This window comes from Bacillus nitroreducens (assembly GCF_964021195.1).
This window is the reverse complement of sequence record NZ_CAXHYI020000001.1, coordinates 83,722-107,123: the sequence shown is the minus strand read 5'-3', so window position 1 is coordinate 107,123 and position 23,402 is coordinate 83,722. Positions and strand designations below refer to the sequence as shown.

At 37.1% G+C, this 23,402-nt stretch carries 26 protein-coding genes; 19 read left to right on the top strand and 7 right to left on the bottom strand.

Annotated features, from left to right (window positions below):
* Positions 1–23: 23 nt before the first annotated feature.
* Entirely contained in the window at positions 24–248 is a 225-nt protein-coding gene (locus ACWPVE_RS00590) for a hypothetical protein (RefSeq protein ID WP_453989879.1), read from the top strand.
* A gap of 209 nt (positions 249–457) precedes the next feature.
* Here the strand turns inward: ACWPVE_RS00590 and ACWPVE_RS00585 are convergent, their stop codons facing one another.
* From ACWPVE_RS00585 to ACWPVE_RS00575, 3 genes are all read right to left on the bottom strand, one after another.
* Positions 458–622 carry a hypothetical protein gene (locus ACWPVE_RS00585; RefSeq protein ID WP_453989877.1) on the bottom strand — a complete coding sequence of 55 codons (165 nt, stop codon included), beginning with the start codon at positions 620–622 and terminating at the stop codon, positions 458–460.
* 156 nt (positions 623–778) lie between these two features.
* Entirely contained in the window at positions 779–1,108 is a 330-nt protein-coding gene (gene csaA / locus ACWPVE_RS00580; protein ID WP_453989875.1) for a chaperone CsaA, read from the bottom strand.
* A gap of 234 nt (positions 1,109–1,342) precedes the next feature.
* A complete protein-coding gene (locus ACWPVE_RS00575; RefSeq protein WP_453989873.1) occupies positions 1,343–2,275 on the bottom strand; it encodes a DMT family transporter in 933 nt (310 codons plus the stop codon).
* Positions 2,276–2,397: 122 nt separating this feature from the next.
* On the opposite strand from ACWPVE_RS00575, the gene ACWPVE_RS00570 reads away from it, so the two are divergent.
* From ACWPVE_RS00570 to ACWPVE_RS00510, 13 genes are all read left to right on the top strand, one after another.
* Complete coding sequence (locus ACWPVE_RS00570) at positions 2,398–3,276, top strand: LysR family transcriptional regulator (RefSeq protein WP_453989871.1); 879 nt, start codon at positions 2,398–2,400, stop codon at positions 3,274–3,276.
* Between the two features lie 123 nt (positions 3,277–3,399).
* Positions 3,400–3,789 (top strand): VOC family protein, encoded by a 390-nt coding sequence (locus ACWPVE_RS00565; protein ID WP_453989869.1) that lies wholly within the window; start codon positions 3,400–3,402, stop codon positions 3,787–3,789.
* Positions 3,790–3,971: 182 nt separating this feature from the next.
* Positions 3,972–4,901 carry an alpha/beta hydrolase gene (locus ACWPVE_RS00560; protein WP_453989868.1) on the top strand — a complete coding sequence of 310 codons (930 nt, stop codon included), beginning with the start codon at positions 3,972–3,974 and terminating at the stop codon, positions 4,899–4,901.
* 203 nt (positions 4,902–5,104) lie between these two features.
* On the top strand, positions 5,105–5,353 hold the full coding sequence (locus ACWPVE_RS00555) for a DUF3923 family protein (RefSeq protein WP_453989866.1): 249 nt from the start codon (positions 5,105–5,107) through the stop codon (positions 5,351–5,353).
* A 310-nt stretch (positions 5,354–5,663) separates the two neighbouring features.
* Positions 5,664–6,671: a LacI family DNA-binding transcriptional regulator gene (locus ACWPVE_RS00550; protein WP_453989864.1), complete on the top strand. Its 1,008-nt coding sequence runs from the start codon at positions 5,664–5,666 to the stop codon at positions 6,669–6,671.
* A 188-nt stretch (positions 6,672–6,859) separates the two neighbouring features.
* Positions 6,860–7,618, top strand: coding sequence for a sugar phosphate isomerase/epimerase family protein (locus tag ACWPVE_RS00545; protein WP_453989862.1), 759 nt, complete (start codon positions 6,860–6,862; stop codon positions 7,616–7,618).
* 71 nt (positions 7,619–7,689) lie between these two features.
* The gene (locus tag ACWPVE_RS00540; protein WP_453989860.1) at positions 7,690–8,997 is read left to right on the top strand and encodes an ABC transporter substrate-binding protein; all 1,308 of its coding nucleotides are present in this window, start codon (positions 7,690–7,692) and stop codon (positions 8,995–8,997) included.
* 60 nt (positions 8,998–9,057) lie between these two features.
* Positions 9,058–10,008 carry a carbohydrate ABC transporter permease gene (locus tag ACWPVE_RS00535; protein WP_453989858.1) on the top strand — a complete coding sequence of 317 codons (951 nt, stop codon included), beginning with the start codon at positions 9,058–9,060 and terminating at the stop codon, positions 10,006–10,008.
* Positions 10,005–10,826 carry a carbohydrate ABC transporter permease gene (locus ACWPVE_RS00530; RefSeq protein ID WP_453989856.1) on the top strand — a complete coding sequence of 274 codons (822 nt, stop codon included), beginning with the start codon at positions 10,005–10,007 and terminating at the stop codon, positions 10,824–10,826. The genes ACWPVE_RS00535 and ACWPVE_RS00530 overlap by 4 nt, the downstream gene beginning before the upstream one ends.
* Before the next feature lie 90 nt (positions 10,827–10,916).
* Complete coding sequence (locus ACWPVE_RS00525; RefSeq protein WP_453989854.1) at positions 10,917–11,966, top strand: Gfo/Idh/MocA family protein; 1,050 nt, start codon at positions 10,917–10,919, stop codon at positions 11,964–11,966.
* Positions 11,967–12,108: 142 nt separating this feature from the next.
* On the top strand, positions 12,109–12,630 hold the full coding sequence (locus ACWPVE_RS00520) for a GNAT family N-acetyltransferase (RefSeq protein ID WP_453989852.1): 522 nt from the start codon (positions 12,109–12,111) through the stop codon (positions 12,628–12,630).
* A 45-nt stretch (positions 12,631–12,675) separates the two neighbouring features.
* Positions 12,676–12,960, top strand: a complete 285-nt coding sequence (locus ACWPVE_RS00515) for a hypothetical protein (protein ID WP_453989851.1) — start codon at positions 12,676–12,678, stop codon at positions 12,958–12,960.
* A 31-nt stretch (positions 12,961–12,991) separates the two neighbouring features.
* On the top strand, positions 12,992–13,363 hold the full coding sequence (locus tag ACWPVE_RS00510; protein WP_453989849.1) for a peptidylprolyl isomerase: 372 nt from the start codon (positions 12,992–12,994) through the stop codon (positions 13,361–13,363).
* 110 nt (positions 13,364–13,473) lie between these two features.
* Here ACWPVE_RS00510 and ACWPVE_RS00505 read toward each other — a convergent pair whose 3' ends face one another.
* A complete protein-coding gene (locus tag ACWPVE_RS00505) occupies positions 13,474–15,540 on the bottom strand; it encodes a catalase (protein ID WP_453990820.1) in 2,067 nt (688 codons plus the stop codon).
* A 547-nt stretch (positions 15,541–16,087) separates the two neighbouring features.
* On the opposite strand from ACWPVE_RS00505, the gene ACWPVE_RS00500 reads away from it, so the two are divergent.
* The 5 genes from ACWPVE_RS00500 (at position 16,088) to ACWPVE_RS00480 (ending at position 19,424) form a co-directional block, all read left to right on the top strand.
* On the top strand, positions 16,088–16,375 hold the full coding sequence (locus tag ACWPVE_RS00500) for a DUF2325 domain-containing protein (protein ID WP_453989848.1): 288 nt from the start codon (positions 16,088–16,090) through the stop codon (positions 16,373–16,375).
* A gap of 116 nt (positions 16,376–16,491) precedes the next feature.
* Positions 16,492–17,166, top strand: a complete 675-nt coding sequence (locus ACWPVE_RS00495; protein ID WP_453989846.1) for a hypothetical protein — start codon at positions 16,492–16,494, stop codon at positions 17,164–17,166.
* 72 nt (positions 17,167–17,238) lie between these two features.
* Positions 17,239–17,643: a hypothetical protein gene (locus tag ACWPVE_RS00490; RefSeq protein WP_453989844.1), complete on the top strand. Its 405-nt coding sequence runs from the start codon at positions 17,239–17,241 to the stop codon at positions 17,641–17,643.
* 413 nt (positions 17,644–18,056) lie between these two features.
* Positions 18,057–18,935: an SMP-30/gluconolactonase/LRE family protein gene (locus tag ACWPVE_RS00485; RefSeq protein ID WP_453989842.1), complete on the top strand. Its 879-nt coding sequence runs from the start codon at positions 18,057–18,059 to the stop codon at positions 18,933–18,935.
* Between the two features lie 93 nt (positions 18,936–19,028).
* Positions 19,029–19,424 carry a GyrI-like domain-containing protein gene (locus ACWPVE_RS00480; protein WP_453989840.1) on the top strand — a complete coding sequence of 132 codons (396 nt, stop codon included), beginning with the start codon at positions 19,029–19,031 and terminating at the stop codon, positions 19,422–19,424.
* A 98-nt stretch (positions 19,425–19,522) separates the two neighbouring features.
* Here the strand turns inward: ACWPVE_RS00480 and ACWPVE_RS00475 are convergent, their stop codons facing one another.
* The 3 genes from ACWPVE_RS00475 to ACWPVE_RS00465 are packed head-to-tail and all read right to left on the bottom strand — an operon-like array spanning position 19,523 to position 23,288.
* The gene (locus tag ACWPVE_RS00475; RefSeq protein ID WP_453989838.1) at positions 19,523–20,686 is read right to left on the bottom strand and encodes a Ger(x)C family spore germination protein; all 1,164 of its coding nucleotides are present in this window, start codon (positions 20,684–20,686) and stop codon (positions 19,523–19,525) included.
* Complete coding sequence (locus ACWPVE_RS00470) at positions 20,683–22,206, bottom strand: spore germination protein (RefSeq protein ID WP_453989836.1); 1,524 nt, start codon at positions 22,204–22,206, stop codon at positions 20,683–20,685. The genes ACWPVE_RS00475 and ACWPVE_RS00470 overlap by 4 nt, the downstream gene beginning before the upstream one ends.
* Positions 22,203–23,288 (bottom strand): GerAB/ArcD/ProY family transporter, encoded by a 1,086-nt coding sequence (locus tag ACWPVE_RS00465; RefSeq protein WP_453989834.1) that lies wholly within the window; start codon positions 23,286–23,288, stop codon positions 22,203–22,205. Before ACWPVE_RS00465 ends, ACWPVE_RS00470 begins: the two co-directional genes overlap by 4 nt.
* Positions 23,289–23,402: the final 114 nt, after the last annotated feature.

Sequence of the window (23,402 nt, the reverse complement as noted above, 5' to 3'; positions counted from 1 at the left end):
AAATTCGTTAGAGGTGATTCATTGTGAAGGAAATTATTAGTGGAATTAGCCTTCTATTTCTTATCCAAGGAGTAGGGGGATTCATCAATCATTTAACTAATGGTGGAAAAAGTTGGTTTTTGGTAAATTATATTGATGCCTTTCAGGGAATGGAGATTGTGATTGACATTGTATTAATTGCCATTGGTGGATTGATCGCTTTAGCTTCTCGAAAAATCTCGTCAAGTCAAAGTGACAATAACAATTAAACGGCTTAGAATGGTAAAACAGAAGAAGAATATCTTAATGGATTCAAATCAGGGTGAGAAATTGTAAAACACCTTCAATTAGTAGGGTGATTAGAAATGTAGCAAAAAAAATAGACTAGGTTGATCATTTTCAACTAGTCTTTTTGCTGTATTTTAAGTTGTCCTAATGTTCCCCTTGAGCACCATGATGCTTTTTTCACAATCGCAAACTAGAAGATTTTTTTGCTTTTTACCGTTTCAAGGTCCTTTGTCATTTGGATGATTTGTTTCTTTAGCCATGTCGATTTTTTAAAACTTAATAAATACAATATTTTAAATAAAAATAGGTCAATTTTAGAAGTACCAAGCTTATCTTGATTAGCGATGATATTCATAAACTCACCTCCAAAATTACGATTTAGGTTCTCCTTATATAGTAATTCAAACCAAAGATTGGTTCAAATGAAATACTTCATATGCGAAATAGGACATTTATTCGATTTGACAATCGCATACGTAACTACTATAAACAAGTAGATGTTCTTTTGAAATTATGCGATGGGGGTTCCATTTTTAACAGGTTCATCTGGCTTTAAAAGTACAACGTCACCTTCTTCTGGTACACCTCCAATTACCAATACCTCCGATTTAAAACCAGCGATACGTCTTGGAGGGAAATTGACTACTGCAGCCACCTGACGGCCAATGAGTTGTTCTGGTATATATCTTTTGGTAATTTGTGCCGATGATTGTTTCATACCAATCTCTCCAAAATCTATTTCTAATTTGATGGCAGGTTTTCGTGCTTCTGGAAAGGGTTCAGCTTTCATAACCGTACCAATACGTATATCCAATTTTAAAAAGTCTTCAATTGTTGCCACTACTTTAGCCTCCAATCATTTACAATTAGTACCATTTTAACAAATTGGATAAATAAGTTAAACCTTCAATAACAAATGGAGGATGAATTTATTTTCTAATTCATCCTCCATTTGTTATCTTATTTCATGTTTTCTCTCTATCCTCAATATATAAGGCGTATTTCAACTTTACCGAAAAGTAACGGTGATTGAAGGGGACCATGTAAGTATAGTGAGTGATTTAATAAAGTAGGGCTACACATTAGACTTGTCAACTGTATGGTTGAATCGAACTCTGAATAGTGGTTTTTTGAATGTGAACTGAGCGAGTAATACACCAATCATGATAAGAATGGCTCCGATGTATCCATTTTTGTGAAGTGTTTCACCAAAGAAAATAAAAGCAAAGAAAGCTGCAAAAACGGGTTCTAATGAAAAGATAAGGCCTGTATGGGTTGGGGTGGTATATTTTTGCGCGAACGCTTGACCGATAAAACCAATTGCACTACACAGAACGCTTAATGCCATAACAGAAACCCATGAATCCGTTGTGCTAGGTAATTGTGGCTCTTCGAACAGGAATGAAAACACCAGTCCCCAAGCCCCTGCAACACCCAATTGTAAAATTCCGAGTGTGATCGAATCAACACTCTTTGTGAATTTATCTGTCACAATAATCTGTATGGCATAAAAGATCGCACCCAATATGCTTAGAAAATCTCCAAAATTAATACGTAATTCATTTTTTAAAGTTAATAGTGCAATCCCTGTAATGGCGATACAAACTCCAAAAATAACGTTGAAATCAGGTTTTGTTTTAAAAAACACTGCTACTAATATTGGGACAAATACGACGGAGAGACTAAATAAAAATCCTGCGTTTGAAACAGACGTGAACTTTAATCCGAAGATGACGACTGACATGACAATAAATAAAATGGTACCAAGTATAAAGCCGTAAATGAATGTTTTCAAATTCATGCGAATGATACGTTTATAGAATACAGCTCCAGCTAAAAGAAAGGCTATGCCAAAACGCAGTGCGACTAAATTAAACTCTTGAAATGAATCGAGTCCCATCTTCATAAACAAATAAGAAGAACCCCAAAGCATCGTAACAAGTAACATCATGAGATTTGCTTGTAAATGTTTGTTTGTTCCGATCCCTGATAATTTACCATGCTTCATCATTAAACACCTCTACTATCCAAAATTGATTAATAAATAGTATAGATGTAAAATTAGGATTAGAAAAATGAATGTTTATGAAGTATAACATTAAAAAAATTCATGCAAAAGGAGAGGTTACATTGTCTCTAGTCAAATTTGAGATATTTAGTACGGTGGTGGAATTAGGAAGTCTCACAAAAGCAGGAGATACACTTGGTCTAACTCAATCTGCCGTGAGTCATGCCATTTCAAGCCTGGAATCGGAATGGGGTTTTTCTATCCTGAATCGCGGTCGCTCAGGCATTCATTTGACTGGTAATGGGGAGAGGTTGCTCCAATACGTACGTGAAATACTGAAGTGGAACGAAGAATTGATGCAGGAAGTTGCGAACATCAATGGCCTTGAAATTGGGACCGTGCGGATTGGGACGATTTCCAGTGTGTCTATTCACTGGCTGCCAGAAATCCTGAAGATTTTTAATGAGAACCACCCTTCGATTGAGGTTAAGCTGCTGGAGGGTGATTATCATGATGTCGAGCATTGGATTTCAACGGGGATGGTTGATTTTGGTTTTGTATCTCTACCGACGCTACATCATTTCGAGGTCATTCCATTAAAGAAAGATCGAATGCTATGCATCCTTTCAGAAGATCACCCACTTGCTGAGAAAGAAGAGATCCAGTTTGAAATGATCAAAGAGGAGCCTTTAATCAAGTCAAAAGAAGGGAGCGATTATGATTTAATCCGAATATTAAAAGAAAACAATGTTACACCTTCTGTCAGATTTGAACTTTCTGACGACCAAGCCATTATCTCAATGGTGAAAAATGGTATGGGGATTAGTATCCTTCCTGAAATGGTATTACATCACCTACCTGCCAATGTTCGAACTCTTCAGTTAGAGGGAGAATATTATCGAACAATTGGAATAGCGGCTTCATCTATAAAAACACTTCCCCCTGCTACGAAAAAATTCATTGAATATCTGAAAACATGGATAAATGAAGCCCACACGTAAAGTATGAAGGAGGTCATAACCATTTTTTTGGATTAGAGGTAAGAGCTCCTTGAAATGTTTACAGGATTTCTTCCAAATTATAGTATTATTTTAATTGAACATACTGATTTGGGAGGGAGATACATGATTTTTGAAATGACAACTCAGGTTAGAGTTACTACTATTAAAGAAGGTCAAAAGTGGTATGAAACACTGCTAAATAGGAAGCCAGATTTTATTCCACATGAGGGATTTGCTGAGTGGGAACTCATTCCCGGTTGTTGGTTGCAAGTCGCAGAAGGCACACTGACCTACGGTAATGGACCTTTACGTCTAGGAGTTACAAACATTGAGGCAGAAAGAGATCGACTTATAGAAGAATTAAAGATTGATGGTTTTGACATACTTTCAAGACCTGAAGTACCAGTGAAATGGGGAACTTTCACAGACCCTTGGGGAAATCGACTAGGTTTTTTCGAATACGTAGATAAGGGAGAAGAATTAGAACGTATTAAAACAATTATGAAACAATAGAAGTTTTGTTACAAAGGGTCAAAAGGTAAATATTCAACCATTCAACGGGTGCGTGAATCTTAGAAGGTTTCATGCACTTTTTTTGTATCAAGTTCTCATGAAACACTGTAACTTGCCTCAATAAGAAGGAATAAGTCAAAGCATGATTGAATTATATTCTACAGAGATGATTATGGAAAAAAATGGAGGAGATACTCATTTTACCTACTTTTGTTCGTAATTCGTTAGGCGTGATTGGATTTCCTTTGACACTTTGGAATATCATGTTGGATCGTAAAAATAAGGTTGACCCACCAGGGAAAATGATTAAAACAAGACACTCAAATGTTCACGCAATTGTGACGGGGGAAGGACCTGTCACTGTAATTCTTGAAGCGGGATTCGGTTCAATCTCAATTGATTGGTGCTATGTTCAACCAGAGATTTCTAAGGTTGCTCGTGTTATTTCCTATGACCGAGGCAGCTACGGTTGGAGTAAAACGAAAAGGAAAACGATGACCTCTATTGATAGTGTTGAAGAAATGAGAGAAGTCTTACGTCATCTCAATCTAAATCCACCTTATCTCTTAGTCGGTCACTCCTATGGCGGTCTTTCCATGAGGCTCTTTGCAAGTATGTATCCTGATGAGGTGATAGGGCTAGTCTTGGTTGATACGGCACACGAGAATCAATATGTCCTTACTCAAGAAAATATGAAACGAATGAAGAAGTTTCAAAGGCTTGTAACGTTTGGATACATGACCTCATTAGTCGGTATACCTAGAATGTTTAAACAGAATATAGGTAGGAAGTTTCTTGGAAAGGAATTTGATCCTGCACTCAACTACATCGGATATACAGTAGGTGCTTATAAATCAGCCTATCAAGAATATAGGGATTCGGTCACATCCGCTACACAGCTTTTACATGCCAAACCCTTGCGTAAGGAGTTACCCGTCATTGTCATAAGTTCAAAAAATCAACCTGAAAATTGGAGGAGAAACCAGGTTTTATTAACCCATTTAACCGATAATACTGAACATATTGAAACAGATACGGGACATTCCGTTCACCTTGAGAAACCTGAAATTGTAATAGATTGCATTCACAAACTAGTCCAAGATTCGTTATAACTAAACCGATTTTTAAAAGTAAAAGAAGATTCGAGTTTTATAGGTCTCGAGTCTTAGGAGAAAATATAATTAAGGTCTAATAACGAAATAGTATTCTTGTTTTAATATGGAAATATAAGGAGTTTAATGGAAATAACGTCTATATTGAAAAAAATATTGAGAATTTGTCTTCAAAATAATGATGAAAGTTAAAGGGTGATAAGATGAAAACGCTTTGGTTCTTTTGGTGGGTCGCTAACTTATTTTGGGCTGTTGTTTTTGTAATTGGAACAGCATTCGTTTGGCTTAGGGAAGTTGATGGGACAGGTGCTGTTCAAACACCTGAATTAAAATTCATAGCATTTATTGTTTTACTTATAGCCTTCATCATACCAGCATCCATTCAAGGTGTATGGCTAATGGTTAACTTGAAAATGAGCAGAAATAAGAAAGCAAAAATACAGCAGGTTTAAAAAAGTTATGTACGACCTATTGTAACAGGCATAAACAAACATTAATTTGGCGCTTTTCTTTCATGAGAAAGCGCCTTTGTTTCTATTAAAAAAACAACTTAAATAGCTGTTCAGTTATTCATAATTATATCTATAATTTAAAATTTTCTAAAAAAGACCTTGAAATATAAAATGGAATTCATTATACTAAATGACAAAGATAACCAACTAGTTTATTTATATTTGAAACCGATTACATTTTGTGTGCTTTAAATGTAGTAGTTTAATAGTTTACTAACATGATTATACAGGAATGATGAGGAGTAATAACATGGCCAAAATGAGTGATGTTGCAAAATTAGCAAACGTATCAAAAGCCACTGTTTCAAGGGTGTTGCGAAATCCAGAGACAGTGAAAGAACAAACGAGACAAAAAGTGCTTATTGCAATTGAAAAACTAAACTATCAACCGAATTTACTTGCCAGACAATTTCGTAGAACAGAAACAAAAACGGTGCTTGTTGTTGTTCCAACTATTATCAATAATGTGTTTCCTCAAATGATTGGAGGAATCGATTTCGAAGCAACGAAGCAGGGGTATAAAGTGCTTTTAGGCAACACCAATAAAAACCCTCATAAAACAGAAATCTTTATAAATGAGTTAAAGCAAAAACAAGTGGACGGAATGATTCTATTAACCATACCCCTCGATGAAAAGGTAATTACCGAGGTCGCTGCAAACTATCCTGTTGTTCTGACATCAGATTATAATGATGGATTTAATATTCCGACTGTATCAATTGATAATATTAGTAGTGGACGAGAAGCGACGGAACATCTTATTAAACTAGGGCATACAAGGATTGCTCATATTTCTGGACCACTTGAAATATCAATCAGTAGAGATCGATTAAAAGGGTATCGCCAAGCATTGCTTCAGCATGAATTGGAATTAGATAGTTTGTTAGTACAAGAAGGAGACAACTCTTTTGAATCAGGCTACAATCAGATGCAAAAGTTGTTAGCTATCGATTATCCGCCAACTGCTGTGTTTGCAGCTAACGATCTAATGGCAATGGGGGTGGTAAAAGCTGCGAAAGCACAAGGTCTTAAAGTACCTGAAGATATTGCGGTTGTAGGTTTTGATAATATCATGTTTTCAGATATTTTTGAGCCTGCTTTGACGACAATCGAACAACCATTTTTTGAAATGGGGAAACGGTCAATGGAGTTATTACTCCAACAAATTAATGGAGAAAAGATAACCAAAATTAAGCATGTGTTAAGTACGAAATTGACAATAAGAGATTCATGTGGGTTTAAAAAGGCATCTTTTTAGCAAAGGATGCTGCATCTGATGTAATCGGTTTCAATCAAATCCTGTAAATTTCCATTAATAATCGCATTTAACGCTATTTTATAGTGGAAAAATGAAACCGGTTTCAAATTCTTTAAGGAGGTGAAAACAGCGAATCATGTACATAAAACGAAAAAATGAAAAATGATCTTAAAGGAGTGAGTTGAAGAATGAACATTCCAATTGGACTACAAATGTATACACTACGAAATGAATGCAAAGCTGATTTTTTAGGGACTTTAGAAAAAGTCGCAGACCTTGGGTATCAAGGAGTTGAATTTGCTGGGTATTATGGACTTTCTGAGACGGAATTAAAAAAGGCTTTGGATCAACTTGGATTAAAGGTTACATCAAGCCATATACCTCTTTCCTCATTAGAAGATAACTTAAGTAAGATTATCACCTACGAACAAGCAATAGGAAACGATAAAATTGTATGTCCTTTCCTTCCTCCAGAACGACGCAACGAAGAAGATTATCTACAACTGATCAAAAGCTTAAATCATATTGGCCAAGAGTGTCATAAAGAAGGCATTACATTCTGTTATCACAATCATGATTTTGAATTAGAGCTTCTTTCAAATGGACGTACTGCACTTGAAACCATACTTGAAGAAACAAATCCTGAATGGGTAAAAGTAGAGCTTGATATTTACTGGTTAACAAAAGTTGGAGAAGATCCAGTCCAGTGGTTACAACGGTATAAAGGAAGAACACCTCTTGTCCACTTAAAGGATATGACTACTGACGATGAACAATTTTTCGCTGAATTAGGAACAGGTGGAGTAGACCTAGAAGGGGTACTAAAGCAAGGACCAGATTCAAATGTGGAGTGGTTCATTGTTGAACAAGATCAAACAAGGATCTCCCCACTTGAAAGTATTGAAATCAGCCTAAATTATTTGAAAAAGCAATCTGCTCTAGCGTAACAAAATTTCGTAAGTTTGAGGTAGTTAAGGTAGACACTTACTTTCTTATTCGATAAACAGGAGGGAAAAGAATGAAAAAGTTGTTTCCTATATTAACAATTTTATCTGTTTTATTATTAGCTGCATGTGGTCTAGGTGGGAGTAGTGATACAACAAGCAATGAATCAGCGAACGAGGCCGAGGACAGCAAAAGTAATGAAGGTAAGAAAGTGTTAGAATTCTGGCATATTGATCCAGGTGAGAAAGAAAAGGTATATGAAGAAGCTGTTGCTAGATTTGAAGAAAAACATCCTGATGTAGAAGTGAAAGTACTTCGAATTCCGAATGATGCGTTTAAACAAAAGCTCTCTGTGGCTATGTCAGGTAATGAAGCCCCTGATGTCTTTAGCAACTGGGGTGGTGGCTGGTTAAAGAACTTTGTTGACCAAGGAAAAGTGTTAGATATTACAGAGGCGACTGATAAGTCTCATTTTAATGATCTTGCCCTTGCCAATACAACTTTTGATGATAAAGTGTATGGTCTGCCTTTAGGTTTATCCATTGATGTTGTGTTTTACAATAAAGAAATCTTTGAAAAGTACGGATTAACAGCTCCTAAAACGTATGATGAGTGGTTAACTGTCATTGATACATTAAAAGAAAATGGGATTATCCCGATTGCATTGGCAAATCAAACAAAATGGCCAGGGGCTTACCTGTTCATGAACTTTGCGAGTCGTATTGCAGGACCAGAACTATTCGAAAGTGCTTTTAACAGGGAAGGTAGAGGGTTTGATGATCCAGGCTATGTTCAAGCAGGGGAATATCTACAAGAAATGGTTGAAAGAGGTGCATTCAACCCAGGTTTTAATGGAGTTCCGTATGATGAAGGGCAAGGTCGTCAATTACTCTATTCAGGTCAGGCTGCAATGATGGATATGACGATTTCTTTCCTAAATAACGTAAGACAAGAAGCACCTGAGTTCGAAGAAAAACTGGACTTCTTCTTATTCCCAACAGTTGAAGGTGGTAAGGGAGATCAAACCCATGTTGGTGCAGCAACAGGACCTGTTTGGTCAGTAGCAAAAAACACGAAATACCCTGACTTAGCAACTGAATTAGTTAAAGAACTTACAAGTGCAGAAACCGCTCAAAATTATATGGATCGTACAGGTTCACTTTCCGCTATAAAAGTTGTTGAGCCTAATGATGAGTTTACAAAACGTTTTTATGATGTTGTTCAAGGAGCAACCCATTTACAAATGCCATATGACCAAACACTTCCTCCAGAATTAGCTGAACTGCATAAAGATACGACCCAAGCGATTTATGGATTGGAAATGACACCAGAAGAAGCTGCTAAGAAGATGGAAGAAAAAGCAAAAGAGGTACTAGAGTAGCACATAAAAGGGGAGGAGAATTCTCCTTCCCTTGGATATACCTAAAAAGGAGGGGACTGTTTGTTGGAAACAACAGAAGTGAAAGTAGCGAATACTAGATCAATGGTAAAGCCAAAGTCTCGAGCAAAACGCACAAAATTTAAACAAGCCATTACCATTGGACTGTTTGTCGCACCAGCAATCATCGTGTATTCGATTTATGTTTTATATCCCATTTTATCCACGTTAATCTATAGCTTTTATGATTGGGACGGAATGGGAGTCGGGGTCTTTGTTGGATTACAGAACTATCTGAACCTATTCAATGATGCTATTTTCTGGAAAGCACTCACAAACAATTCATGGGTCGTTTTAACATCCGTGTTTGTTCAAATTCCTTTAGGGTTAATCATGGCCCTTATGCTGTTTGCGCCAATAAAAGGGATTCGGTTTTTCAGTAGTATTTACTTCTTCCCGTTTCTCATGTCAACCGTTGCAATCGGTATGTTATGGGTGTTGATGTTTGATCCAATTAACGGATTGATTAATCAGCTTATTAATACCTTAGGATTTGAAAACGTTGCATGGCTAAGTCAGTCGAATACTGCCCTTTTTGCTGTACTACTCGTCATTGTTTGGCAGTTTGCACCCTTTTACATGATTCTATTTAAAGCGGCAATAGTTGGTATTCCAGAAGATTTGTATGAAGCAGCCGATATTGATGGAGCGAATCCGTTGACGAAGTTTTTTCGCATTACACTCCCGTTGTTAATGCCAACAATCGTCAGTTCTTCCATCTTAGCCATTGTAGGTTCATTAAAGGCGTTTGATATTTTCTATATCATGACTGGTGGAGGACCTAACCATGGTACAGAGTTATTAGGTACATATATGTTTAAGCAAGCATTTATTAATTTCAATATGGGATATGCTAGCGCAATTGCCTTTGTAATGTTCTTTGTTGCACTTTTTGTCACCATCATTATTCAAGTGATGGACTATTATCGCAAGAAGAGAGGGGCCTACGTATGACAATTGGATTAAAAAAGATACCTCTTTATATCATTGCCGTTTTGTTGCTCGTCTTTACAGGGTTTCCCTTTTTATATATGTTCTCAACAGCTTTAAAGACGCAGAGTCATTTTTTTGAAAAGCCATTTTCATTGTTTTCTTCTTTTAATCTAGAAAATTTCCAAACTGTATTTGAAATGGGATTAAGTCGTTACTTTTTTAATAGTATATTGGTTTCGACCATCGCTGTTTTTGCCGTCATGATTATCGCATCTTTAGCAAGTTACCCTTTAAGCAGAATGAAATTTAAAATTAATAAGCTTTTGTTTTTACTGTTTATTTCAGGAATGATGCTTCCTATTCATGCAACGCTTATCCCGATTTTTAAACTTTCGCAAAGCATGGGAGTACTTGATACGATTTGGGCGTTATTAGGCCCTTATATTGCATTTAGTTTGCCAATTTCCATCTTTATTTTAACTCAATTTATGCAAGAAATACCGAAAACACTTGAAGAAGCTGCCAAAATCGATGGTTGTAATCATTTTCAGATCTTCTGGCGAATTATACTTCCAATGCTAACGCCAGCCTTAATGACTGTTTTAATTTATAATTTCATTCATCTGTGGAATGAATTTATCTTTGCATTAGTCTTAATTTCTAGTCCAGAAAACATGACATTACCATTAGGACTACAAGATTTTAAAGGGGAGTTCTCTGTCAATATTCCTGGCTTGATGGCAGCTTTGACACTTGCTAGTCTTCCAATCCTAGTTGTCTATCTCTTCTCACAAGAAAAAGTGGTAAAGGGACTTGCTGGGGGTGCGGTTAAAGAATAAAGCCAATCATAAAATAGTGAAAATCGGTGTAGTCACCTGTGTCAATAAGAGAGATTCATACTTTTAAAACATAGTAGGGAGGATTATAGAATGAGTAAAGTTAGAGTTGGTGTAATTGGATGTGGAAGTATCGGGAGACGTCGTCATCTTCCAGAATATGCTTCTCAAGAAAATGTTGAAATAGTTGCTGTTTGTGACATTGTAGAGGAACGAGCTACTGAAATGGCGAAATTATACGGAGCAATAGCATACGTAGATTATCAGGACTTACTGAAAAATGAAGACATTGATGCGGTAAGTGTTTGTTTACCAAATGTTCTACATGCACCTGTTACAATTGATGCCTTACAGGCTGGTAAACATGTGTTATGTGAAAAGCCGATGGCTACATCTAGACAAGAAGCTGAGGAAATGATTCAAGCAGCAAAAAATAATCATAAAAAGCTAATGATCGCTCATAACCAGCGCTTTGTGGCATCCCATGTAAAAGCAAAGCGACTGCTTGACAGTGGAGAAATTGGCAACGTGTACAGTTTTAGAACAACATTCGGACATCCTGGACCAGAACGATGGAGCATTGACGGGGCGACAAGTTGGTTTTTTGATAAGAAACGAGCATTTATCGGTGCAATGGGAGATCTCGGTGTACATAAATCAGATCTCATCCGTTATTTACTCGGTGAGATTGTTGAGGTTGGCGCATTTGTTGAGACAAATGCAAAGGAAAATACGGATGTAGATGATAATGCTGTTTGTATCCTTAAAACAGAAAACAATGTGATCGGTACACTGACTGCCAGCTGGTCCTATGTATCGGGAGGCGATAATTCAACGATTATATATGGTGAAAAAGGAGTCATCAGGCTGGAAGATGACCCAGTACATTCCCTGATTGTTGAATACAAAAACGGTGAAGTGGTGAAATATGAGCTAGATAAAATCCAAACAAATGAAAAAGGCGGGCAAACAAACTCGCATGTCATTGAAAACTTTGTGGATTGTATCATCCATGACACCGTCCCACCTATCAGTGGGGAAGAAGGCATGAAGTCACTGCAAGTCATATTAGCAGCACTTGAATCAAATGAAACAAAGCAAATTGTTCGTGTAAATACAGAAACAGCTGCTGTTTCAAATTAACTCTTTGTACAAACCTATAGGATATGAATGTTATTAATAGGTGCGATTAAAGCAATCCTTGTCGAATGCTTTAATCGCGTTTTTGATTGGGTTAAAATGGAGAAAAAGGAAGAAAATTTATACAGCTAAAAGGAGAGAAAGAATGAAAACGAATTTTATTGAAGGTTTTACAATAAAGCTGGCTATGAATGAAAATACTTCTCATGTTAGAAATATGCTAAAACAAATCGCTTTATGGATGAAAATTCGAGACATCAATCAGTGGGGGTTTCTATTAGAAGGTGGTGACGATAAAGAGATTGAACAAGCCATATCGAATCAAGAAACGTATATCGTTTTAAAAGAGAACGAAATCATTGCCACATTTACACTTTTATCTAAACAAATCGAATGGGATCGACATATTTGGGGAGATGATCAATCCTCTAAAAATCTGTACTTACATAGACTTGCGATTATTCCTACATATATGAAGAAAGGGATCGGTAGAAGGATTCTAGAATGGATAGAGAACAATCACAGTAAGCAAAAATATCTTAAATTAGATTGTGTTGCGGATAATGTAAAGTTAAATACCTTTTATAAGAATAATAGATTTGAGCTTGTTGGGATCAAAGATGGGCATAGTAAATATCAGTTGAGGTTAAATGAGGATCACGAATGATAATGTAGAAGATGGATACGTGAAACAGATAATGGAGGTATCATTATGTGGCTACTAATAGGACTTATTGCCATAGGAGCGACGGTTGCAAATATTTTGTTGTTTCGTCTAGGTAAAGATTATAAGTTAGCAATGGCAATGGGATTATCATTCACAGCGCTAACACTATGTGCTAAATATAGTCTTGTGTCAAGTTGGGTAAAGGTAAACGATTGGACAGCATTAATGGATGTCGTACCTGCAATGGAATGGGCGCTATGGTTACTGACGATCATATCAATCTTTTTAAATATCACACCGATTCTTTTAGAACGAAAAGTTGAAAATTAGGTTAAGTGAACCTTGAGAAGGAGCGAAGACTTTGAAGAAATTATTAGTGGTAGTTGTTTTGGCTTTTTCAATTTTTTCGGCTTGTCATTCAACAACATCGAGTTTTAGGGAAGTAGAAGATGTGCCGAATCATGTACAAGATAAAATCGATCGTACCTATAAACTTCAATCGATTAATAATAGCGGTAAAGGTTATTATATTGTGTTTCATTCAAGTGGAGATGTAGAAGTAGAGGTAGAAACACAGGGAGAAAGCGTAACGATCCGTATAAATGAAGCCAATCTACATAATGAAAGTGTCAAACAGTATACATATTATTTAACTACGGACCAAGAACATGATGTACTAAATGTTTTGGTGAATGGAGAGTCCATGCCATTTGATAATGTAACGATTTTATAATACTGAAGAAGCCAGGAACTGCTTTGCATCTCAAACCAAATACAACGAAAGAGTCTTCGCTTATACTTCCTTAATATAAAAAAGGAGGGGAGACCCCTCCTCAAGTTGTATTATTTTGTGATTCCTGTCATTCCTTGTGACGCGCTACCTGTATCATTGTCTCGGTTCCAGAAACGGCCCTGCGCAATGGCTGTCACAAAGTTTTGCTTGAAATTTGGATTATTTACTGCAAGGACAACACCTTCTACGTTTTCCAATCCTTGTAGTGCAGTCATTTCCTGACCTGTTGACGCAATGCCAATCGGTTTGTAGAGTTTATAGGCCATGTTCACAAACTCTAAAACATTTTCTCTGAACCTTTTTTCATTCGGAGAATGTCCTCCGACAACGTAAACAGAGTCAACTAAATAAGGGCTAGAAGTGAGAAACGATTTAGTCACTTTGATTTTTGCCCCGTTGGCTCCAGTGACGAATCCAAGTCGTTCACTAATAATATCGTAAAACACTTTTTGCTCGTCAAAGAATGTAAGGACTTCATTCACTTCCTGATCATTAAACCCATCGCCAATTAGGATCCCAACTTTTTTCGTATATGCACTAGGTGGTGTGTTGTACTGGCTTAAAGATGGGTAGCTATCAGATACTGGAACATGACTACCTGTTGGCCGAGCAACACCGATATTGTCTGCAACTGCTGATGCTAGTTCCACATCGACATTCGCTAGTAGGTCCACATTTTGCTGACGAACGGATTCGTCCATGACGTTACCGAGTTGATAACTGAATGCTTCAATCGTGTGCATTTTTTCAACAGGCGTTAAGCTATTCCAAAAGATTCTTGTCTGTGAGAAGTAATCACTTACTGAATCAACCCGTTTCCGTGTTGTACGACCACCGACTTCTTTTGGGTGATGTTCATAACCACCTTCTTCAATCGGTGTTTCGTGTGGGGTATTATCTGCTAACGAATTATTATGGTAGTTCACATGGTCCACATCGATTCGATAACGCATAGGTCCACGTCTTTGGTTATTATGGAATGGGCAAACCGGTTTATTAATCGGTAACTCTTGGAAGTTCGGCCCGATCCGATATAGTTGTGCACTATGATATGCAATTAGTCGACCCTGTAATACTGGATCATTGGAAAAGTCAATCCCAGGTACAACGTTGGCAGGATTAAACGCGACTTGTTCGGATTCTGTATGGTAATTTTCAATATTGCGGTTGAGAGTCATCTTACCAATAATTTCGACTGGAATGAGTTCTTCAGGCCAGAACTTAGTCGGGTCAAGAACATCGGCATTATATTTGTCTTCATCTTCGACTGGGATTAGTTGAACGCCTAATTCGTATTCTGGATACGCACCACGTTCAATTGCCTCCCGAAGGTCTTTTCGATGAAAGTCAGGATCAATTCCACCGATTTTGATTGCCTCTTCTTGAAGTAAGGATTGAACACCAAGAACAGGTTTCCATACAAAGCGTACATACGTTACTTTGCCTTGATCATTCACAAAGGTATATGTATTAATGGACCATGATTCCATATGACGATAACTTCTAAGAACTCCTCGGTCCGACATAATCCAAGTGACCATATGAATCGCTTCTGGGTTATTCGCGACATAATCCCAAAAACGATCGTGAGCGCCAGTTGCCGTTGGAATATCATCATCTTGTTTTGATTGGTATGCATGCATCGCATCTGGGAATTTCATCGCGTCAAAGTTAATTAGGACGGGCATTGCGATGGTTGTCAAATCATAATTTCCCTCTTCGGTATATAACTTTACACCCTGACAACGTAAATCTCTCGCTGTATCATAAGACCCTTTTGCCCCTTGAACGGTTGAAAAACGAATTGTTAACGGCGTCTTTTTCCCAGGTTCAGATAAAAAATTTGCTTTTGTTACATGCTTCATTGATTTGTAGCACTCGAACTCCCCGTGAGCACTATAACCTCGGGCATGTACGACACGCTCAGGTTGCTCCTCATGGACAAAGTGTGTGATTTTTTCAAAGTACTGCCAATCCTCATGTAAGGTCGGACCGCGTTCGCCTGCTTTTAATAATTCCCTGTCATTCGCAATCGTCCTCCCTTGATTGGTCGTCAGCGGTTTCCCGATGTTCTGAACTCGATACTCATCTAGTTGCTGTTGTTTAATGTCTTTCATCGGTTCATTGTTCAATATCCTATTCCTCCTGAAATATATTATTAATTTATTCCCATTGTTAGATTTCACCAACGTTCCGTAAATATGCATACTTGAGAAAAAATGGAGTGTGGAGAGCAAGGTGGAATCTTTATGTTAAGGGGTATTAAAATCTGCGGTTTGCATCACAGACACTCATATATTTTTAAAATTTGAAAATAATTTCACTAAATCGGTTGACATTGAGAATCATTTTCATTTAAAGTATTGGTAAATGATAATGTTTATCATTTAAGGTGAAAGGAAACGTCATTTAAAAATAAGTTAATTAACAAAAAATGTACAACAATAGAGGAAATCAATAACACAAAGAGTACGCAAATAGCCAAGAGAAAATTAAAAGGAGGGAAAAGAACCATAAAATGATTTATGAATGGTGTGGTCTTATCAATGACGATGAATGGATAGACAATACAATTTTCAATGACAATGATCAATGTCCGTGTTGTGGGTTGCATGAAGCTGAAATAGGTGAGAATCAAAAAAATATATAAATGAGGAGATATTCATGAGTTCATTACTTATTATAGGTGCTGATCATTTAGGCGAAATTCAGGACAAATTAACCTCTGTGGGATTCAATGAGATCTTACATATTAATGGAAGAAAAGGAAAAATGGTAAAGAAAGAAATACCAGCCAATATTAGCTGTATTCTTGTCTTAACGGATTACGTGAATCATAACCTTTCAACTGTGATAAAGAAACGAGCGAAAAGTCAATCCATTCCTATTTATTATGCCAAGCGTTCTTGGTGTTCCATCTATAAAGTGCTTAAACAAATGGAAAAACATTAAATTTTTTTGAGAACCATTGAGAATGTTTCTCAATATTATCGAGAGCAAAATTTGCAATCATAACCAGTAAAACAAACATGAGTTCAATGGCGATTGCTTGAAGGGAGGATAACTAGATGATAAGGAGACAACCAGGAATCCCTGTAAAAACGATGACGGATTATTCCCTAGATTCATTTATAAAGTGCCCTTATACATTCTACTATCAACATATTTTAATGCTACATCCAAGTCAAATAGAATGGTGGCAGATGACCCAATGTATGATTAATCATGTGGTCCAACATTATTATCAACTTCCACAAGAAGAACAAAACAAATTAAACATAATGAAACTAATTTATAATTATTGGGAGAATATCGATTCAGGGTTGTTTCAATCTCAGGTTCATTACTACACGGTTTTAGCAAAAACAACCGATTATTTACTTCGGTTTTTATCAAATACTAAAAAGAATAAGCCTCCACTATTTTTGTATCAAAAATTCAGTACGTATATTGAGGAACTTGAAACCGACCTTACTGTTACGCTTGACGTCGTCGAATGGGCAAGTCATTCCTTTACAGTTAACACGTTTCTTGTTGAAGCAGATGAGGAAATCATTCTTTTTTATCATTATTTACTTGTAGTGTTTACGAACGCTGCATTTGGAAAACTACCAGTAAGGATTGAAATCAATACTGTATTGGATGGAAAAAAACATACGTTTTTACCAGAAAAGAATGATGTTGTAGAAGGGATAAACTTTCTAGATAATTTCCGATCATGTATACGAAACCACATTCACTAATAAAATGCGGAAGTTGTTCATATTCGACACCGACTATTGTTTATAAATTTGTATGTAATAGGAGAGATGACAATGTTTGCACCTTATATTTCTACAAAAGAGTTTGCACACAATATTGATTGTTTTTGCCCAGATACAACTCATGAGATGGTGATGACCATAAATAAAGGAGATATCATTGAAGTATTGGGCGAACGTACATTTACGATGACAAACGGGTGGTATTTCTTAGTGAAGGTCAATAACCAAGAGATGTTCTATATGGCGATGGAAGATTTGGAGTACTATGTGATGAAAGAGCGGCTTATATCTCTGTTAGACCTCGCGCTCAAGATGAATTATTCACAATTTAAAATAAATCAATCCCTTGAAGTAGGCGATAAGTCCTTATTTATGACGTCCACTAATAATTTAAAAGAATTAAGTAACCTTAAATTAAAAATGGAAGAGTATGTCAGTCAAGTTGCAGTATTTTAATGAATATGTGAGGGCCAAATTTAGCTGCTACGAAACCAATCAGTGCTTTGCTTCGATATGGAGCAAAGCATTTTTCTGTGTAAAAAGAAAACCCTACGCTAGGCGTACGGTTCCGGAAAGCTTACAGCGATGTTTATTAATCCGTTTACTGGTCAAGAAGTAAAGAGAAAAAACAAAAAGAAATAGGAGAAACCCTTTAGGGTTAGCTGGAAAAGTAGTGCGGTTGGCGAACTTTCAGAGCCCTTTGAAGGGCTGGCCAGTAACGAAGGCTTACAGCCGCAGAACAAACCACCCGTTCTCACGGGTGGTTATGATTATTAATATGACAAAGCATTCCGTTTTAAGAAGGAATTCGTCCCTTTTTACAGAATAAAGTATATTAAGATAATGAAAACAGGACGAGGTGATTTTGCTTGGTAGGCGAATTAGAACTGGTATTGGATGTAAAAGCGACATTAGGAGAAGGTCCGTGTTGGGATCGAGAAAAACAAATATTGTATTGGGTAGATATTTTAGAAAAAAAGGTATACCTATTTAATCCAGAAACAAATGAAAACCGTGGTATTCAGTTAGAACAATATGTTGGAGCCATTGTTCCCCGAAATACAGACGAAGCTGTTGTGGTATTGGAGGACGGTTTTTATTTTTTAAATTACACTACAGAGGAAGTTACTCTCATTGAAGAACCAGAGAGCCATCTGAAAAACAATCGATTTAATGATGGGAAATGCGATGCGTATGGACGTTTTTGGGCAGGTACAATGGATAAAACGTTTGTTGATAAGCAGGGTGCTCTTTATTGCTTAGAGCCAAATGGTACCGTAACAAAGAAGCTGTCAAAGGTAGGATTATCGAATGGACTAGCCTGGTCCCCAGATCAAAACTTTATGTATTTCATAGACACCTTAGCGAAAACGGTTACTCGTTTTGATTTTATAATGGAAACAGGGGATATTGGTAACCCAAAACAAATAATCAATTTCTCAAAAGAAGAAGGACTCCCAGATGGGATGACGATTGATGAAGAAGGCATGTTATGGATTGCGCATTTTGGTGGCGCAAAAGTATCGAGATGGAATCCTAAAACAGGAGAACAAATTGCTACGATAGATGTCCCAGCATTGAATGTAACCTCGTGCGGGTTTGGAGGACGAGATCTAAATGAATTATATATTACGACAGCAAGATCAGGACTAAGTGAGGAACAGCTTCAACAATACCCTTTATCAGGCGGCCTTTTTCGTATGAAATTGGATGTGAAAGGAATGCCTGCTTATTCTTTTAGAGGGTAGGAATAAAAGATGGACCGAAGCCTAGTAGATGTTTCAAAAGTAAGGTGTAGCTTAGTTTACATATAAGATAACGAGCTCAAAAGGGTGAGGATGTTGAAATTATCAATTATAAAAAGCATAAGAACCAATAATTTTAATGATGAACGTATCATGCAAAAAATCACAGACCTTTGGCAAGAGGCATCTGAACAGTTACCGAAAAACGAAAATACGTATGGTGTCTATCATAATTATGAAAGTGACTATAAAGGTGATTATTCGTTAAGTATTGCGATTGAAAATCATAACGGAGAATCTATGATAGAAATACCGAAAAACAATAAATATCGTATTTTCAAAGTAGACACAACTGATCCACAAGGTATTTTTTATACTTGGAGTAAAATTTGGGAACAAGAAGAAGCGGGTATCTTACAGAGAGCGTACTCATTTGATTTTGAAAAATACTACCCTAATGGAGAGATTGAAATTCACATAGCTATAAAGTAACAGCCAATAATGTTCGAACTAGTTTTTTTAATGAAAACCTTGATTCTTCAATGCCAGTACAGAAGAATCAAGGTGAATTGAAAACATCTCTACTTGAATCACTTTGTCGATTTACTATGTTCATGTAATTTAATTCTTCCAGAGTAAAGAATATTCACTTCAACATTTACATGGCGAAGGGAATCTTTATTTATAACGAGTTGCTTTTTTCCTTTTGCAATGTGTTGCCATTGTTTTGGATGTTTGCGATACAATGATTCCCCTAAGTTGTAAAGATCTACCCCTTTATTAAATGCCGTTTGATACGTATCTCGGATTTGTTTTTCTATTTCCTTACTGGCCAATTGTGAGATTTCCTGTTCGGATAGATCAGCATGCATTTCATTGATTCCAGCTTTCACTTTTACCCTAATATCGAAAAACGCTTTGTCTGATTGAACGTTGGGGATCACTTCAAACTTTGGTTTTTCCGCGACAATAATAGCAGCTAGTTTCTCATCAGCAAACAGTTCAAGAGGTAATCGGACCGTGTGACTATTTAGCCAGGGAAGTCCGGACAATTCCTGGAGATCGATTCGTCCATAATAATTGTTCCGGTCATATACATGTATCCCTGAATATGTAAGTAACTCTTTTGGTTTATGACTTTCCTTCCACTGGCCTTTACGGATCGATAACTCTGGGATAAAACTAGTTCTAGACTTTTCGTTTGAGTCTAATACAAATTGTTGCAAACGAATTGGCGTAAGAATGGAACGCTGCCTGAAATTTTGTTCGGGGTTGTGAAGAATTGATGCTTTTGGTGATAATCTAAAGAACGGTGTTGCGAGAAAAATATCTTCAATGGGTTCACTTGTACTAAACATCCAAGATAAGTATCTAATTTCACGATAACGGTTAATCAATTCTAGCACTTCCCCGACTTTGTTCGCTTGTAACATTCTCTCGCTAAATAAGATAGCCGAGATTTGTCCAAAGTTTAAACGCTGTTGTGATGTAATATACAAATCATTTGCTGCCTCTGTAAAAGAGGAACCTTCTCCTTTGCCTACCCAAACGGGGGGCTGTTCGGCTTTTTGCTGCCCCTCCAATTTGGCAACTGTCGAGAAATCAAGTAGTTGCACATAAAGAATGTATTGGTCATTTTGATAATCAATTCCTAGAGCCGTCGCATAGTTCAAGTTTTGTACTTCATATCTGCTCCAGCATCCAGTAAGGGTGAGGAGGAGGAGAATTACGAACATACTTTTATATCCCCTCATTTTTGCCTATCCCCTTGGTTTGTTGGATCTTGAGTATTCAACATTTTTGGTCGTGTTTTTCTCCATTGTAAAGGTAATCGTAGTAACGCGTTAGCTACGTCTTTATATGGAGGTGATACTGGAGCCAGGTAAGGTAAGCCGAATGAATGCAAAGAGGCTAAATGGCTGAGCACAACAAATAATCCAAGGAAGAACCCATAGATGCCAAGCACGGAGGAAAGTACGAATAGAAAGAACCGTAGGATGCTAATCGTCCCCGATAAGGCCTGGTTGGATAACGTTGACCCAAATACATGAGTAAGTGCCCCGATAACAACAATACCAGGAGACAAGAATCCTGCACGTATGGCCGCATCTCCCAGAATAAGTCCTCCTACAACCGTTACGGTGGAACCGACCGCAGAAGGCAATCGGATACCAGCTTCTCGTAGGATTTCCAAGAAGACAAGTGCAATAAACATTTCCACTACTACATCAATCGGTATTCCCAACCGATTAATTCCCAACATTGCAAGTAGGTAATAAGGGAGTTGGTCTTGGTGATAGGCAAGAATAGCCACCCAAAATCCAGGTAGAAATATGGAAACGGATAACCCGATTAAACGAAGAAATTGACCAAAAGTAGCAGCAAGTGCACTATAGTGAATATCCTCTGGTGTTTTCACGAGTAGGAACAAATTAGCAGGCGCGATTAACGCAGCAGGTGTCCCATCCACAATCAAGGCTACACGGCCATTTAAGATACAGTTAACGGTAAAGTCAGGTCTACCTGTATACGCCATCAAAGGAAACAAAGCTTCTATCGGTTTCATTAATTCCTCAAGTTGAGTGGCACTTAAAGCACCATCAATTTGAATCTCATCTAATTTATTCTTTATAATTTGAACAAACTTTGGTTCAGCAATGTCACGCATGTATAGAATCGCTACGGTTGTTTTCGTGCGAACGCCCACTTTTTTCGTTTCATACACCATGCTTGTTGTCTTGATGCGCTTGCGAATTAACGCTACATTCACTCCTAATTCTTCTACAAATCCATCTTTTGGTCCCTTAACGGAGACCTCAATACTAGATTCTTCTGGATTTCGTGACGGTTTTTTTGAGATGTCGAGGGAGAACAAGGTTTCTATATTTGGAATAAACAACAGCAGTTTGCCTTCAAAAATATCCGTTTCTGCCGTCTGCTCCCACTCCTCAGGAGTAATAAATTCTAATTCTAATTGACTCGACTCTGTCACTTCATTGCGATGCTGAAAACCATAGTTTTCGTAAAAACGAGTCAAATGAGGAAGGACCGTTTCATGCATTAACGTTTGGTTGTCACTTAAACCTTCACAGTATAGGAATAGGATTTTAGATTGCTCATCATTTGGTTTTAATTTGTATACATGGTGTTTTACGTCTTGACACACATTAAAGTGTTGAATCAGTGATTGTTCATTGAGAGGTTGCATGGCTTTAGTTTCTGTCTGAATGGATGAACTTTGACCTCTTGCCATCTTATTTTTGAATAGTTTCATGATCCGCTGTTTCTCCTTTTATTCTGTCTAGAGAATTTGATACGAACGACATACAAAATAAGGGTACCAATTGTAAAAATGCAGAAGGAAGGAAAATAATATCTTCCTAACAGGTCTAAAAAAGCCATGTCACTAATCGGCAATAAAATGGCAACAAGCATGGTTAATGTGCCTAGTAACATGGGAACCCACTTATGCTTTTGTAAATTCCATATTTCACCCAGGAGATAAATCGAAAGCGATACACGAATGAATGTACCAGATAGCCATTGGTAAATCGAAAAGAAATCAACATGTTCCACATATTCCCCCATCCTAACGATTCTCCATTGAGCGTAAGGAGGGTAACGTTGGTTAGCGGCTTCATCTGGTCCAAATATGGCAATCGAGCCTATCAAAGGTCCTAATGCAAGAGCTGTAAGGAACAAGCACAACAGCATCAATCCTCTGAATCTTGGTTTCTTTGTTAACTTATGCTGAAGCAGCAACATCAAGAAAGACACCTCTAACAATCCCCCAGCAATGTAAGGAATTCCTTTCCAGATTGGAGTAAATCCGTCTTCCAATATTGGTAAAAGCAAGGTATAATCTTTAAATTGAAAATTGATAAACGATACTAGAAAACCAAGGATGATAACAAAAGGCAGTAATATCCCACTCACGATTGCAATCGTGCTAATTCCATGCCATGTAGCAAAAAAACAACCGACAAGTGTTGTTATCGCAAGGAAAAACATGGGTGTTTGGGGCAAGTATGCCGCAATTGTCCAGGTCAGTGTATCTTTTAAGGAAATAATGCCTATGAGCAAAACAAACAAGCTATAGATCATGAGTAACGGTGTAGATAAAAATTTTCCAAACTGCTGCTCTAGCCATAATTTAAAGTGTAGATTCTTCATATTTTGAGTGATATAAATTAAACAGCCTATTAATAGAGATGAAGAGACAAAGACAAGTAGTATGACGAGCCAAGCATCTCGCCCTGATGCTCCTAATAATAATGGGACAATAATAACGTGGTTCAGCAATCCAACCGAAAGCAAAATGATCATGTACGATTGAAGAGGAGATATCTTAGGCAAAACCTCACCTCATTTCCAACAAATGACAACTGAATTTACTATGAGCTATAATGCCCTCAACCACTTTGTTCTATTCATTATGCAAACTGTTGATAATGTCTTAATCAAAAGTAT

Bases quoted from the DNA above. Each gene is read 5' to 3' on its own strand.
- ACWPVE_RS00585 (WP_453989877.1), bottom strand. From the start codon at position 622: ATGAATATCATCGCTAATCAAGATAAGCTTGGTACTTCTAAAATTGAC.
- ACWPVE_RS00575 (WP_453989873.1), bottom strand. From the start codon at position 2,275: ATGAAGCATGGTAAATTATCAGGGATCGGAACAAACAAACATTTACAA.
- ACWPVE_RS00565 (WP_453989869.1), top strand. From the start codon at position 3,400: ATGATTTTTGAAATGACAACTCAGGTTAGAGTTACTACTATTAAAGAA.
- ACWPVE_RS00560 (WP_453989868.1), top strand. From the start codon at position 3,972: ATGGAGGAGATACTCATTTTACCTACTTTTGTTCGTAATTCGTTAGGC.
- ACWPVE_RS00555 (WP_453989866.1), top strand. From the start codon at position 5,105: ATGAAAACGCTTTGGTTCTTTTGGTGGGTCGCTAACTTATTTTGGGCT.
- ACWPVE_RS00550 (WP_453989864.1), top strand. From the start codon at position 5,664: ATGGCCAAAATGAGTGATGTTGCAAAATTAGCAAACGTATCAAAAGCC.
- ACWPVE_RS00545 (WP_453989862.1), top strand. From the start codon at position 6,860: ATGAACATTCCAATTGGACTACAAATGTATACACTACGAAATGAATGC.
- ACWPVE_RS00540 (WP_453989860.1), top strand. From the start codon at position 7,690: ATGAAAAAGTTGTTTCCTATATTAACAATTTTATCTGTTTTATTATTA.
- ACWPVE_RS00530 (WP_453989856.1), top strand. From the start codon at position 10,005: ATGACAATTGGATTAAAAAAGATACCTCTTTATATCATTGCCGTTTTG.
- ACWPVE_RS00525 (WP_453989854.1), top strand. From the start codon at position 10,917: ATGAGTAAAGTTAGAGTTGGTGTAATTGGATGTGGAAGTATCGGGAGA.
- ACWPVE_RS00520 (WP_453989852.1), top strand. From the start codon at position 12,109: ATGAAAACGAATTTTATTGAAGGTTTTACAATAAAGCTGGCTATGAAT.
- ACWPVE_RS00515 (WP_453989851.1), top strand. From the start codon at position 12,676: ATGTGGCTACTAATAGGACTTATTGCCATAGGAGCGACGGTTGCAAAT.
- ACWPVE_RS00505 (WP_453990820.1), bottom strand. From the start codon at position 15,540: ATGAAAGACATTAAACAACAGCAACTAGATGAGTATCGAGTTCAGAAC.
- ACWPVE_RS00500 (WP_453989848.1), top strand. From the start codon at position 16,088: ATGAGTTCATTACTTATTATAGGTGCTGATCATTTAGGCGAAATTCAG.
- ACWPVE_RS00495 (WP_453989846.1), top strand. From the start codon at position 16,492: ATGATAAGGAGACAACCAGGAATCCCTGTAAAAACGATGACGGATTAT.
- ACWPVE_RS00490 (WP_453989844.1), top strand. From the start codon at position 17,239: ATGTTTGCACCTTATATTTCTACAAAAGAGTTTGCACACAATATTGAT.
- ACWPVE_RS00475 (WP_453989838.1), bottom strand. From the start codon at position 20,686: ATGAGGGGATATAAAAGTATGTTCGTAATTCTCCTCCTCCTCACCCTT.
- ACWPVE_RS00470 (WP_453989836.1), bottom strand. From the start codon at position 22,206: ATGAAACTATTCAAAAATAAGATGGCAAGAGGTCAAAGTTCATCCATT.